We start from the raw sequence: 14,392 nt of genomic DNA on the forward strand, positions 1-14,392 counted from the left end.
TACGCCGAAAGTACTTGGTTGGAAACGGCCTGGGAGGATAGGTAGTTGCTGGTTAATAAAAAGCACTCATTTATGTGAGTGCTTTTTGTGTATTAAGAAAAAGATTATATTTTTTTAGTTTTTTATTAGGTTTTGCAGGAAGGCAATGTCTTTTTGGGGAAGAATACAAAATGGAAGGAGTGTCATACGTGAATATAGTTCTAGAACAAATTGAGGCAAAAGTTATGCAGGGAATTCGTCTTAATCGAGAAGATGGCATTGCATTATTTGAATGTAACAATTTGACTTGGTTAGGTTACCTAGCAGATATAGTTAGACAAAATGTGAGCGGCGATTATGTATATTACAATGTGAATCGTCATATTAACCTTACTAATATCTGTACTGCTCGTTGTGAGTTATGTGCTTTTGGATGTGATGCAGAGAGTGTCCACTCCTATGCCATGAATAAGGAAAATGCTTTAGAAATTGCTAAACAGGCAGCTAAAGATCCAGATCTTAGAGAACTGCATATCGTGAGCGGCTTGCATCCAGATTGGCCTTTTTCATACTATGTCGATGTAATAAAGGAATTAAAACAGGCATTGCCACATATTCATTTAAAAGCGTTTACAGCAGTAGAGATTATATATTTTTCTGCTATTTCTGGAAAGTCTGTTGCCGAAGTATTAATCGAACTGCAAAATGCTGGTTTAGACTCTATGCCTGGAGGTGGTGCTGAGATATTGTCAGATCGGGTAAGAAATGAGATTTGTCCTAAAAAGGCTACTGCCGCTGAATGGTTGGAGGTAGCTCGCATAGCACATAGTCTAGGGATTCGCAGTAATGCCAGTATGTTATATGGTCATATTGAAACAGTAGAAGAACGAGTGGATCATTTATTATCTTTACGCAATTTGCAGGATAAAACAGGCGGCTTCCAAACGTTTATTTGTTTTCCTTTTCATCCTAATAATACGGTACTTGGTGAACGAATAGAAAGAACTTCAGTATGGGATGAACTTAAGACGATGGCTATTTCTCGTTTGATGTTAGATAATTTTAAGAATATAAAAGCTTATTGGGTCATGCTAACATTGCCGATAGCTCAGCTTGCATTGGGATTTGGTGCAAATGATATTGATGGTACAGTAAATGAAGAAAAAATCATGCATGCAGCAGGCGCAAAATCTGCTACATCATTGAGTAAAGAAACAATCATTAAGACAATCCGTCAAACTGGTCGTATTCCAGTAGAGAGGGATTCTATGTATAATATAGTTAAAATATTGTAATAGAAAGGAACAGCCTAAATTGATATTAGCTGTTCCTTCTTTATGGATGGAGCTGCAAGCCCATCTAAATTAAATCTTCTTTATAGCGGTTCATTTAGTGTAGAAACCAGTAAATGCGCACAGACTACATTTGTTGCAACTGGGATATTATGAACATCACATATTCTAAGAAGGGCTGTGATATCTGGTTCATGGGGTTGAGCCGTTAGAGGATCTCTTAGAAATATTACTAAATCAATTTCTTCACAGGCAACACGTGCTCCTATTTGTTGGTCACCACCAAGTGGTCCGGATAAATATGTGGTAACATCTAGACCAACGGATTCTTTAATTAGGCGACCAGTAGTGGCAGTAGCCACTAAATGGTGTTTTGCTAGAATTTTTCGATGTTTAACAACAAATTCTAACATGGTTTCTTTTTTACGATCATGAGCAATTAACGCAACAGTTTTCATGACAACACCTACCTCTAATTATAGATAGATAAATTATATCATAATTAGCTTTACTAGTATGTTAAAGTTAATAACATAGTGTTAATTTTTCCAAAGAACTAATCCTGCTAAGAGAAATAGGCTGTAGAATTTAAGCTAAGTCCGTCCTATGGATTTTTTCGGATTCAAGGATCACTTATATGAGTGAGCGCCTAGATTTAACAGTGGAGTAACTGGATCAATAATTTATTATATAATATGATTCTGTGGAAGAAGCAGGATGAGTATTGATTTATGGCGAATAGAAAGTAGTAATGAAGCTTTAATTTGCAAGGAGTGATTAAATGTGTTGCCATTTCTAATAATAGCATTCTTAGTAGTTAATTTCCTGTATTTCTTTATGGAAATGCCCGTATTAGCATTTGGTTTTACGGATTGGTCGAATTTGGTTATAGCCTGGGGAATACTATTTTTATTTATCTCAGCATTAATTTTGCTGAATAAGTTTAGGTTATTTATAGCCAAAACAGCCTGGGGAGAAGTATTAAAAAAATTATTCCCTCAGTTATTTCAGGAACGGCCACATGTTGTTGATATTGCTAATTATCAAAATCAAGGACAAAATTTTAAACGCTATAGAATGCTCGGCTTTGTAGGGATTATATTGTTAGTAGTTGGTGTGAGTAATTTGTTGATTCTACCAATATTAACAAGCGCTCCGATGCTATATAGCAGTGCTTACAGAGGTTTATTAGGCGAGGTAAAAGAAAGTTCTTTTACTTCTGATATCGAGCCGATAAACTTATCGCAAATACGAATTGTAGATGAGGAAACAGCTCGTAAGCTGGCAGAAAAAATCATTGGTGAAGTACCTGCTTTAGGTAGTGAAGTGCAAATTGGTGAATTATCACTGCAAAAGGTACGAGAAAAATTATATTATGTAGCACCCCTAGAACATCGTGGTATCTTTCAATGGCTGACGAATTATACTAGGGGAAGTAAAGGCTTTGTTATGGTCTCTGCTACGAATCCCCAAGATGTACATTTAGTGCAGTCGGTTAATGGCAAAGAGGTATATCTAAAGTATCAAATGAAGGGTTTCTTCTTTGATTATTTACCCAGATACGTATATTTTAATGGATTTTTTAATATTGGGATTTCAGATTTTTCTTTTGAAGTAGATGATGATCTTAATCCATATTGGGTTGTGACCTTATATAAAAATAAAGTAGGTTATCACGGTTCTGATGCAGTAGGTGCAGTGATTGTAAATGCTCAAACAGGTGAAATCAGTCGGCATACTATTGATGATTTGCCTAGCTGGGTTGACAGGGTTCAGCCAGAATCCTATGTATATAAGCAAGTTAAAGATTGGGGCGATTACATAAATGGTTTTTGGAATAGTGTATTTGCCAAAATGGGAACATTAAAGCCAACGGGAAATGAGCTTCATCTCATTTATGGCAACGATGATAGTGTATATTGGTATACAGGGATTACCTCATCAGGTAAAGATGGAAGCTCGGTCGGTTTTATTTTGATCAACTCTCGTACGAAAGAAGCAAAATGGTATAAGGTATCTGGTGCTGATGAAGGCGGCGCAAAAAAATCAGCAGAAGGTCAGGTACAGGAGAAATCCTATCGTGCCGGATATCCTATTTTGTATAACATCGGCGGTGTGCCAACTTATATTGCTCCTTTAAAAGATAAAGAAGGGTTATTAAAAGCTGTATCCTTTATCTCCGTAGAAAACTATAATTTAGTAGGTGTTGGAGCTGATATTGAAAGTGGCTTGCGTGCTTACCAGCAAGTATTAGCTAGCAAGGGAAATCAGTTTATTCCAAGTCAGGAAAATAAAGCATTGAAATTGCAAGGTAAAATCAGCCGTGTTTCTCAAGTGGTTAAGGGTGGAGAGTCTTATTTTTATTTTATGATCGAGGGCGATAATCGAATTTTTGTGGGGAGTTCGAATACGTCACCGAAAATTCCTTTAGTTAAGGTAGGAGATCTCATATCGGTAACTGCAAATGATACGAAAGAAAATACATTAAGCATAACTGAGTTTAAAGGTGAAAACTATTAAATAAAACAAGTCATTCAGCTACAGCAAGTAGAAGGATGACTTGTCTTTATATGGAAGATAAATTATAGTAGTGATAAAGAGAGATACTATAAAAGAATAAATCAGTATCTTTTATAGGAGGTTTTTATTATGAATTTTAATTTTGAGAAATACTCGACCAAATATACGGATAAAAAGCTGTTTGAGAAATTAAAAAGATTTTCCCTTAAAGCTGGTAAAAAGTTAGTATATGTTGCGTTACTTTTATATTACACATTGCAAAAAGACAATGTTCCGAAAAAAGTGAAAGCGGTTATTATTGGCGCACTGGGATATTTTATTTCCCCTTTTGATTTCATTACAGATTTTTTGCCTTTTTTAGGATATACGGATGATTTTGGTGCGTTGATGATGGCGTTAGCGGTAGTTGCAATATATATTGATAAAGAGACAAAAATCCGAGCAAAGTCCCGTTTGGAGTCTTGGTTTGGTGAAGTAGATGAAAGTGAACTGGAAGAGGTTAATGCTAAGTTATGAGTGCTAATAAATATAAGGCAACTTGTATATTGGGGATTGTTTCTTGTGGATTCTTAGCAAGCTATCCTTTTTCCCACACGTTCTTTGGCGGTCTTTTAGCCAGAGGGTTCGGTGCTGCAATGATAGGCGGTTTAGCTGATTGGTTTGCTGTGTCCGCCTTATTTCGCCGCCCCTTAGGCATACCTTTTCGTACGGCGATTATCCCCCGAAATCGGGAAAAGATATTTCAAGCGTTGATTGATATGGTCGAGCATGAGATATTAATAAAAGAGAATATAAAGAAAAACTTGGATGACTATGATTTAACGGCTACATTACTATATTTTACCAATGAGAATAGCGGTAGGCAAGATGTGAAAAAAATGCTATATCGCTTTTGGCAGGATTTTGCTCTTCAAGTGAATCCGGAAGATTTAGAGGTATTAATTCAAGATTTTGTGGAAGACAATATGGACAATATTAAGGTTCTTCCCTATGGGATCCCCATTGTCCAATGGTTTATGGATCACCAATATGATGACAAAATACTAGATCTTATCATTGAGCAATGTATCATTGCTGCCCAGAATGAAAAGTTTGTCCACTTGCTGGCAAATGTTTTTGCTGCTGTTACCAAGAAATATGAACATGGTATGAATCGGAGGAAATTATTTAATTTGCTGATGGATTTATCCCCTAAGCAATTGGCGAAGGCAGCTCAGCATGGATTGGTCAGTATATTATTAGAAATGAAATCCGCCCAGCATCCTTTCAGGCTAGACGGAAAGGTGAAATTGAAACAGTTTGTAGTCAGGCTGCAAAATGATGCTGATTTTGGGCAACGGGTTGAGTCATGGCTCCAGCAAAATATAATATATAAATTTAAATTAGGCGAAAAAATATCCAGGTCCATGGTAGCTGTATTTAATAAAGTGATTCGTGACAATAGACTGGCAGTTCGAGGGATGGACTCTCTTATGGCACAGCTGGAGATAGTTCTGGAAGATTTCGCTGAAAATCAGGAAGATCGGGTGAAGATGGATTTGTACCTTAAGGCTGTTTTAGGAGAATGGCTAGATCGCAACCATGACCAAATTGGCAGAATTGTAAAGGAGAGCCTTAATGAATTTACCAATGAGCGATTAGTAAATTTTATTGATAGCAAGATGGGCAATGATTTGCAGATGATTCGTATTAATGGCTCATTTGTTGGCGGTTTGGTAGGAATGATTCTATACATATTGACCTATTGGTTATAAATGCAGGTGAAGAGAAATGAATAATAAAAGCATAGCAAATCAAATTTTACTATTGGTATTTTTACTATTTTTATTGTCTGCTGGGCTTAAATATTACTATAAAGATATTTTCGCTGTAGAGATGCTCTTTGCTGTAATGGAGGCGGCGTTGGTAGGTGGGATTGCCGATTGGTTTGCGATTACTGCGCTTTTTAAAAAACCTTTAGGTTTTCCTTGGCATACGGCATTGATCCCCAGGCATCGTCAAAAGGTAATTTGGTCCATTCGGAATATTATTGACCAAGATTTGCTTACGGTACAATCCATTAAAAAAAGAGTAGAGAGTATCTGCTTTGTTACTTTGCTGATTGGCTTTGTAGATCATGAGAGAGGAAGGGAGTTCATAAGAAGTTCTCTGGAGCGATTCGGTAAGGATATGATCAGTAAGCTTGATATTCGAGATTTCGTTAATCATATGGAAGGTTTTATTAGAAAAGAAATCAAAAACATTGATCTTATCTCGCAAATGAACAATATAGTCAGATGGTTATTAGAAAATGACCGTGCTCGAGTTTTAACAATGTACATTGTAGATGAACTTATCAATCAGCTAGATAAGAATGAGGCAAAAAGAAATATTTACCAATATTTAGAAGAAATGACGCAAACCAAGAATCGGTCACCCTTAGAAAGAGCCTTCATTTGGTTAGGTGAGCAGACTAATAGTGTAAGCCTTTCCGATGCAACGGATGCTTTTTACGCAGAGATTCTGGCAATTTTGCAAGATATTAAGAACCCTGATCATGTCATACATAATAAAATTCATGAGAATTTAACAGCGATAGCCGAAGCATCTGAAAAGAATTATACTTGGCTAGAACAAGTGGAGAACTGGAAAATAACGTTGGCGACAGAAGTAGAATTAGGTGATGCAGTGATTCATGTATCGGAGAATTTTCTAAAGACAACGAATCCTCAGCTCAGTCCTCAACTCATCGATTGGATCTATACTCAAATGGATCGATACTGGATGTTTTTTAAGGGAAATATTGAGCTGCAGGAATGGCTAGAAGTGCGTATTAAGCAGGTGATATATGAGCTTATCGAAAAAGAGCATTATATCATTGGTGAAATTGTTCAAAGGGTTTTAGGGGAATTTAACGATGATAAGCTGAATCGTTTCGTGGAAGAAAAAGCAGGGAATGATTTACAATGGATTCGCATCAATGGTTCTATCGTAGGCGGTATAGTCGGTTTAATAATGTTTTTCTTCTTACGTTATATTTATGATCCCTATGTCGTTCCCATTATCCAAAGTTTGTTTTAAGGAAAAATGATGAAACAACGTTTTGTAATTGCAATACTTATTATTATGGTAGTCATATTAGAAATTGTTGACGAAGTCGCAAAAAGAATCACCTCTCTATACACGAGAAGGTGATTCTTTTTTAGAAAGTTAGTTTTTTACGGAGAACGTTACACACAGAGGGCGCAGAGATCCACAAAGAGCACAGAGAAGTATTATTCTTCCCCCTTTATGTTCTTTGTGTCCGCATGAGCGGCTTTGCGTCTTTGTGATTCAACTATCTATGTCTTAGAGGTATGACTAGAAAATAAACTGATTACAATCAATAAAACGCTATTTTAAGAGTTTGGTCATATACTAATAGAAGGTCGCTGGAAAGTTATTTTATAAATAACAAGGGAGTGGTTAAGGTGAAGGTTGGTTTAGTAGGGATTGGACGTATGGGAAGAGTATTAGCGGGATTATTAGCAGGTCAGGTAGATTTAGTCATATTTGATCGAAATATAGAGAAGGTGGAAAAAGCAGCAGAAGAAATTAGTGTTTCTACTGTTGGTTCATTAGGAGAGATGGCGGAATTGGGAATTGTAATTTTGGCTCTCCCTGATCCAGAAGTCGTGAGTTGTATTAAAGTATTTAATGACATAGGAAAAAATGTAACTGTGATTAATATCGCGACAAATGCGAGCCAAGATATGCTAAACAGTATAGCGGATTCCCATGTAAAGTGTATTTGTGCTAAATTTATTGGCCATGCAGGTGAGATTGCATTAGGACATTCTCCAGTCATTATTGTCAATCAGTTTCCTGTAGAGTTAGTTGCACAAACTGTGGAAATCTTTCAATTAGTTGGACAGGTAATCATCGGCAAGGCAGATTTAGTGTATACCATTAATACGGTAGCTGCTCAGAAAGCGATTGAAGCGGGCATGGCTATTGAGGAGGTCTTAAAGCAAAAAGGGATTTCAGATCCAGGGATTATAAAAAATGCTATTGGGCAAGTTGCCGCTGGAGTGATGAAATCCTATGCTGATGGCACCTTGGGACCTTTTGCCAGGGAAATTGTACAATCTGTCAAACATAAGAACGAGACAAAAGCTTGTAATTTTTGTGTGTGAAAAGATAGGGAATATTATGAACCACAAAGGCGCAATGCCACTGATGCGGCACACAAAGGAGTACACCAAATAAGTTATAAATAGAACCCTTTGTGTCCTTTGCGTCTTTGTGGTTCGATTTTTTTCAAATCTGTACCTATTGAAAAATATAATTCTGTATATTTTAAAGAGGTCTATTTTGTTTTATAATAACATTATATTTTTAGAAGTCCTCAATAACAAATGATCCTAGGACTAAAAATAAAAACAAGTACAGGAGGCATAAACAATATGCAGCAAGGGACTTTTCGCGTAAAGGCTGGTTTGGCAGAAATGCTTAAGGGTGGCGTGATTATGGATGTAACTACGCCTGAGCAGGCAAAAATTGCTGAGGAAGCAGGAGCTTGTGCTGTAATGGCATTAGAACGTGTGCCAGCAGATATTCGCGCGGCAGGCGGGGTTGCTCGGATGGCTGATCCCACGATTATCTTGAAAATCATGGAGGCTGTGACCATTCCAGTTATGGCTAAAGGAAGAATTGGCCATTTTGTAGAAGCGCAGATCATAGAATCACTAGGGGTTGATTATATTGATGAAAGTGAAGTGCTAACACCTGCCGATGATAAATATCATATTGATAAACATCAGTTTAAAGTTCCCTTTGTATGTGGTGCTAAAAATCTTGGTGAAGCACTTCGTCGTATTGGTGAAGGGGCAGCGATGATTCGTACCAAGGGAGAGCCAGGAACGGGCAATGTAGTCGAAGCTGTAAAGCATATTCGTATGGTTATGAGTGAAATTCGTCAGCTGCAGAACTTACCCAATGAAGAAGTATCTGCCTTTGCCAAAAATATTGCAGCTCCTTTAGAACTTGTTATGGAAGTGAAAAAACAAGGACGTCTGCCAGTTGTTAATTTTGCGGCAGGAGGTATTGCGACACCGGCTGATGCGGCTCTGATGATGCACTTAGGCTGCGATGGCATCTTTGTTGGTTCGGGTGTCTTTAAGTCAGGTGATCCTGTAAAAAGGGCAAAGGCAATTGTAGCAGCTACTACCTATTATAATGATCCCAAGATTTTGGCTGAAATCTCTCGCGATCTTGGTGAGGCTATGGTGGGTATCGAGATTTCTACCATAGCAGATCATGAGCGCATGCAGGATCGTGGCTGGTAAGCAAGAGAGAAAGCAGGGATTATTATGAAGATCGGAGTATTGGCATTGCAAGGTGCTTTCCGAGAGCATTGCTGGATGCTGGAAGGCTGTGGAGTAACAGCAGTAGAGATTCGAAAGCCAGAAGAATTAGATGGGGTTGACGGTTTGATCATTCCTGGGGGAGAAAGTACCACTATTGGCAAGCTAATGATAGAGTGGGGACTGATGGATAAGATTAAATTAAGAGTGGATCAGAAAATGGCGGTATATGGAACTTGCGCTGGCATGATTCTGCTGGCGAAGGAAATTAAAGATAGCAATCAGCCTCGTTTAGGGATCATGGATATTGTGGTTCGACGCAATGCTTTTGGCCGTCAGCGTGAGAGTTTTGAAGCGGATATGACAGTGCCTGAATTTGGCGCAGAATCGTTAAAAGCTGTCTTTATTCGCGCACCTTATATTGAAGAGGCAGGCCAGGATGTAAAAGTTATGGCAAGGGTACATGATAAAATTGTTATTGCTAGGCAAAATAATATCCTTGTTACGGCATTTCATCCTGAATTGACCAAGGATGATCGAATTCACCAGTATTTTATTTCAATTGCCAAGAACGCGTAATAATAAAAAAATCATTGAACACTTTTGTGTTCAATGATTTTTTTGTTATTACGTCATTAGGTAGATATAGAAATGACGAATATGTCTGAAATATATATATCATAGCAGCAGGGAGCTGGGTTCCCAGGTGATGATGATTGGTGACGGCATCAATGATGCTCCAGCCTTAGTCTTTGCCGATGTAGGTGTAGCTATGGGCGGGCGGCGTACGGATATTGCAGTTGAATCGGCAGCGATGCTAAAAATGTATTTCAACATTACAGCCTCCAGTAGCCCAAGGAGTGGCTGAGGTGCCCGTGGATGAATTAATGAGAACAAAAAAGAGCGTTTGGAAGATTTGATTGCTGAGCGACAAAGCATTGGTGCATAACACGTATCATGAAAACAAGTCCAAGTAGCCGTTTGACTACTTGGACTTGTTTTTCGTGTATTTCTTAACTTTCTGTATGTATCGCAATGGCGGTAGCGATGGCAGCACCAATACCTGAGCCATCTTTTGTAAGGGTGCTGGTAATTTTCTTCTTAGTTCCAAGTCCTTCATCCAACGTCATCTGAATGGTTTTAGCGTAGTTAGGGGCTTTTTCGTATAGTGAGCCGTCGATGGCAATGGTATGGTTTTGAGAACAATCCGGATCAATATGATGCAAAATTCCGATATAAGTAGCCGCCACCAAGCGGGCAGAGCGAATGGATACAAGGGAGGCAATCTTTTTTAAGGTTTGGCGATCCTCAAGCGTAGAGTTTGTAATACCTAGCTTGCTCTCAAGAAAGTGGGCGATCTGTTCTTTCTTCTCGCTGCTATCTTCCAGTAAAAGCGAAATATGAGCACCATGTAATATATAAGGAGTGGTTAGTATTTTTCTTGTAGAGGTGCTTCCTGCCAGTAATCCATCGTCAAATAAACTACATGTTATGATGCGCACTAACTCACCAATATAGTGACCAGAGACCATTTTTTCTAATCGTTGCTCGCCGGGTTTCTCACTTTGTTGGTCCAATAGGGCGTCATAAGCGGTAAAGGGTAATTGATCAAAATTACCTGATTCTAGGTTGATAATCATTGGGCTTTTGGTATCCGGCGCACAAGGTTCAATATAAGCTGTGTTGTGGCCAGTACCGCAAATAGAGCCAATATCCGTAAAGGGATCTTCATAGGCTGAGGCAAGTAAGGTACCGACAGTATCATTTATGATGACTTTAGGTATCACATTACGAAGATTCTGTCTGTCTAAGGCTGATCGTAGCAAAGTTGTAATGTCTTTACCTTCCACACCTGTTGTTTCAATTTCTTTTGTCCAATGAATTAATGTGCCTGTATTAAGACCTCTTTGGTCTGTGGGGAAGGAAAACGTATGACCTAGGGGATATATCTGATCGGGTTTTACAAGAGGGGCAATTTGCTTTGCAATAAAATCAAATAAGTGATCGGCAGTAGATTGTTTGGATATATGATTGTATTGCTCTTCTTCCTGTTTAAGGGGCTTTCCTGCCCGAGCATGTATTCTATACTGTCCTTCTCCTAACAATTCCGTTAACAGGACTCTTACATTGGTTCCGCCAAAATCTAAAGCCAGAAATGTTCCTATTTCTTTTCGGGACGGTTTGCTTAAATAAGAGGGTAACATTTTTAATGAACTAGGTGCTTTGCGTAGTCCATTTTCCATAGCTTGTTGAAATTTAGCGGCGATGCAACCAATTTGCTCAGGGGAAATGGTGAGTTGTGCGGCTAGCTCATGTAGCTGAGTTAACAACTTGCTCATACTGTAAACCTCCAGTAAAAAATCGATTCGCTATGTTTATGACAGCGTTTATGGAAATTATATCATAAACATATGAAATTTAACTGACTTTTTACGCAATTATCTCAAAAAAGTTAAATATATACAATCAATTTAGAGCTTGTATATTCATTGCTTGTTGGCGTAAGTTGGTTTTTAGGATTTTTCCCGTCGAACTTTTAGGTAGAAAATCTACAACGATAAACTCCTTGGGAATTTTGTAAGAAGCAAGCTTTTTTTTCAGATAGGTGAACAAGCATAATTGCCTCCTTAAAAATCAGTGAGGGGTTCTAGATCTATTCATTCTTTATGGTAACGTAAATTCTTCCAATGGTAAAGTCTAGAGCAAAGAAAAGGTCACTAGAATGTTGATGATAAGAGGGAAAGCAGCAGAATGCGTGTTAAAACATTGTAAATATATTGCTATATTTGTCATTTGGCGCAGGTAAAAAGATAAAAATATAGAATGATAATAACTTAATAGATTGCTAATCGTAAAAAATTATGCTGGCGGTGAGACGATGAATAAAATTCGAGTACTAATAGTTGATGATTCCCCTTTTAGTCAGAGGTTAATAAAAGATGCTTTGAAAGAATCAAAGTATGAGGTGTGCGGTTGTGCTGGTACGGGTAGTGATGGTATACTTCAGTACCGTGAGCTACAGCCGGATTTGGTAACGATGGATTTGACATTGCCTGATATGGATGGGTTGGAGTGCTGCCGTGAATTGTTGACCATTGATCCAGCCGGTAAAATTGTAGTGGTAAGTGCCATGAAGGATGAAGCCATTATCAATCGGGGGACAGCCATTGGCGTAAAAGCATTTTTCCAAAAGCCGGTGAAGTCGGAGGCGCTCCTCCTTGGATTTGAACAGATTATCGCTGAAAAGGGGAATGAAGCAGGTCAGCAGCATTTCTTGGAATATTTTATTGCAGCCTTTACGAAAAATATTATAGACATGACGGGAATGGATGTTCTTTCTGTAGATCATAGTAAGATTCAGACGGTAGTATCCCATGGTTTAGGCGTTATCATTGGTATCACAGGAAGTCAGCAAGGGCGAATTATGCTGGATGTATCTATGGACGTGGCGCAAGAATTTACTAAGAAGTTATTAGGAACTGATGTAGTAGCGGATGAGGATGTATTTAATAGTATTTCTGAATTTACTAATATTATTGCAGGACATAGTATCTCTGAGATTAATAATGTATTAAAAGCTAAGGAATTTGAAATTCGTCTTACACCACCGAGCATTATAATTGGTGAGTCCATTGCTATTATTAATCCTAAAATGACTTCGAATACAGTCACAGCAAAAACTGCTATTGGTTCATTGCATATGAATGTTGGGTTTGTAGGAGGGAAATAATTTTGGATGTAAAAGTGATTAATCCATTTATCGATGCGATTATGAATATTATGCCGCAATTAGGTTTTCAAAATGTTGTGAAGGGCAAGCTTTCAGTAGGGGAGCAGTTTGTCGAGAGTAAGGGAATTACCGTGCTAGTAGGATTGACAGATCAGTTGCGTGGCAACATTGCATATAATTTCACGGAAGCAACGGCCATGTCGATTGCATCGAAAATGATGATGGGGATGCCTGTTGCATCATTAGATGACTTAGCACAAAGTGCAATTTCTGAGCTAACCAACATGGTTACGGGAAATGCTGCAACTCATTTTGAGAAGGATGGCTTACGAGTGGATATTTCTCCTCCTAGTCTAGTTATGGGGGAGAATTTCAAACTGAAAGTAAGCAGTGCAAAATTTTTAGTAGTGGAAATGATTGCCGATTCATTAGTAATTGAACTAAATATTGGCATCGAATAATTTACGGGGGGACGTTTACAGCCTTAATCATAGAGACATTGTAGTTCCTTATGAAATCGTGAGTAAAAATCGATAACTGGCTGATTGAAAACCAAAGGTGTAAGAGTACTGCTCTGTAATAAAGAGGAGACCTTAGGCCTTTTTATTTTAGGATCAATTTACAATAACGTCCATCTGTTGCGAGCATAGCGAAGCACCCCTTGCTAAGAGATTGCTTCACTCTGTTCGCAATGACAGAGCGCGAATTGTTTTCTGTTGCCAATCGTTAATTTAGCTAAGCAATATAAAAAAATAGTATAGAAAATCTTAACAAATAGGAAGGTGACAGTTATGTATGAAATCATATTATTTGACTTGGATGGAACATTGACCGATCCTAAAATCGGTATTACATCATCCGTTCAATACGCCTTACAGAAAATGGGAATTAAGGAAAAAGATCCAGATGTGTTGATCCCTTTTATCGGACCACCTTTATTAGCATCCTTTAAAGAGTTCTACCATATGAGTGATCAGGAGGCAGTGCAGGCGATTGGATATTATCGAGAACGTTTTTCGGTAACAGGATTATATGAAAACAAAGTATATGCGGGCATGGAGGAACTATTAGCCAGTTTGAAGAACCAAGGTAAAAAACTAATCGTAGCAACTTCAAAGCCTACCGAGTTTTCAGTGCAAATTTTAGAACACTTTGGTTTAAAACAGTACTTTGCTGCCATTGTGGGAAGTAATCTTGATGGAACAAGGACTGAAAAAAGCGATGTCATCGAATTTGCCCTAATAGGGGAAAACATTACTGATCTAAGTAAAGTTGTAATGATTGGAGATCGAAAATATGATATCAGCGGTGCTAAGAAGAATCATATTGATGTGATTGCTGTTGCTTATGGATACGGCAGCCAAGAAGAGCTGGCTGCCGCTGATCCTAATTATATCGTTTTATCAGTTTCAGAACTTGCTAGTCTCCTGGGAAGATTGTAAATTCACCTAGAATTAGGCGAAAGTAGTATCCTTTTCAATATTGATTATAATGCCCTAAAAAAAATGAAAAAATGAAATAAATTTTCTGAATGAGCAGGTATCCTT

General features: G+C 38.0%; 14 protein-coding genes. 12 read left to right on the forward strand and 2 right to left on the reverse strand.

All coding sequences use genetic code 11. The features are described from left to right. The first annotated feature begins 188 nt into the window (after nt 1–188). On the forward strand, nt 189–1,274 hold the full coding sequence (gene mqnE / locus LMF89_RS04225; protein WP_229534020.1) for an aminofutalosine synthase MqnE: 1,086 nt from the start codon (nt 189–191) through the stop codon (nt 1,272–1,274). Between the two features lie 80 nt (nt 1,275–1,354). Here mqnE and LMF89_RS04230 read toward each other — a convergent pair whose 3' ends face one another. Continuing rightward, a complete protein-coding gene (locus LMF89_RS04230; RefSeq protein WP_229534021.1) occupies nt 1,355–1,729 on the reverse strand; it encodes a methylglyoxal synthase in 375 nt (124 codons plus the stop codon). A 325-nt stretch (nt 1,730–2,054) separates the two neighbouring features. On the opposite strand from LMF89_RS04230, the gene LMF89_RS04235 reads away from it, so the two are divergent. The 8 genes from LMF89_RS04235 to LMF89_RS04270 all read left to right on the forward strand — a co-directional run bounded on the left by LMF89_RS04235 (nt 2,055) and on the right by LMF89_RS04270 (nt 9,983). Then, entirely contained in the window at nt 2,055–3,791 is a 1,737-nt protein-coding gene (locus LMF89_RS04235; protein ID WP_229534022.1) for a hypothetical protein, read from the forward strand. A 129-nt stretch (nt 3,792–3,920) separates the two neighbouring features. After that, the gene (locus tag LMF89_RS04240; RefSeq protein WP_229534023.1) at nt 3,921–4,307 is read left to right on the forward strand and encodes a YkvA family protein; all 387 of its coding nucleotides are present in this window, start codon (nt 3,921–3,923) and stop codon (nt 4,305–4,307) included. Continuing rightward, the gene (locus LMF89_RS04245) at nt 4,304–5,545 is read left to right on the forward strand and encodes a DUF445 domain-containing protein (protein WP_229534024.1); all 1,242 of its coding nucleotides are present in this window, start codon (nt 4,304–4,306) and stop codon (nt 5,543–5,545) included. The genes LMF89_RS04240 and LMF89_RS04245 overlap by 4 nt, the downstream gene beginning before the upstream one ends. Before the next feature lie 16 nt (nt 5,546–5,561). Beyond that, complete coding sequence (locus tag LMF89_RS04250; protein WP_229534025.1) at nt 5,562–6,851, forward strand: DUF445 domain-containing protein; 1,290 nt, start codon at nt 5,562–5,564, stop codon at nt 6,849–6,851. 389 nt (nt 6,852–7,240) lie between these two features. Then, nucleotides 7,241–7,945, forward strand: a complete 705-nt coding sequence (locus tag LMF89_RS04255) for an NAD(P)-binding domain-containing protein (protein ID WP_229534026.1) — start codon at nt 7,241–7,243, stop codon at nt 7,943–7,945. A 270-nt stretch (nt 7,946–8,215) separates the two neighbouring features. Continuing rightward, entirely contained in the window at nt 8,216–9,097 is an 882-nt protein-coding gene (pdxS, locus tag LMF89_RS04260) for a pyridoxal 5'-phosphate synthase lyase subunit PdxS (RefSeq protein WP_229534027.1), read from the forward strand. 24 nt (nt 9,098–9,121) lie between these two features. Continuing rightward, nucleotides 9,122–9,694, forward strand: a complete 573-nt coding sequence (gene pdxT / locus LMF89_RS04265; protein WP_229534028.1) for a pyridoxal 5'-phosphate synthase glutaminase subunit PdxT — start codon at nt 9,122–9,124, stop codon at nt 9,692–9,694. Between the two features lie 127 nt (nt 9,695–9,821). Continuing rightward, complete coding sequence (locus tag LMF89_RS04270; RefSeq protein ID WP_439651932.1) at nt 9,822–9,983, forward strand: hypothetical protein; 162 nt, start codon at nt 9,822–9,824, stop codon at nt 9,981–9,983. Between the two features lie 145 nt (nt 9,984–10,128). Here the strand turns inward: LMF89_RS04270 and LMF89_RS04275 are convergent, their stop codons facing one another. Beyond that, entirely contained in the window at nt 10,129–11,454 is a 1,326-nt protein-coding gene (locus LMF89_RS04275) for a hexokinase family protein (protein WP_229534029.1), read from the reverse strand. A gap of 539 nt (nt 11,455–11,993) precedes the next feature. On the opposite strand from LMF89_RS04275, the gene LMF89_RS04280 reads away from it, so the two are divergent. The 3 genes from LMF89_RS04280 to LMF89_RS04290 all read left to right on the forward strand — a co-directional run bounded on the left by LMF89_RS04280 (nt 11,994) and on the right by LMF89_RS04290 (nt 14,287). Further along, nucleotides 11,994–12,845 (forward strand): response regulator, encoded by an 852-nt coding sequence (locus LMF89_RS04280; protein WP_229534030.1) that lies wholly within the window; start codon nt 11,994–11,996, stop codon nt 12,843–12,845. 2 nt (nt 12,846–12,847) lie between these two features. After that, nucleotides 12,848–13,306, forward strand: coding sequence for a chemotaxis protein CheX (locus LMF89_RS04285; RefSeq protein WP_229534031.1), 459 nt, complete (start codon nt 12,848–12,850; stop codon nt 13,304–13,306). 330 nt (nt 13,307–13,636) lie between these two features. Beyond that, a complete protein-coding gene (locus tag LMF89_RS04290; protein ID WP_229534032.1) occupies nt 13,637–14,287 on the forward strand; it encodes an HAD family hydrolase in 651 nt (216 codons plus the stop codon). The last annotated feature ends 105 nt before the right edge of the window (nt 14,288–14,392 follow it).

The organism is Pelosinus baikalensis (assembly GCF_020819555.1).
Lineage (GTDB): Bacteria > Bacillota > Negativicutes > DSM-13327 > DSM-13327 > Pelosinus > Pelosinus baikalensis.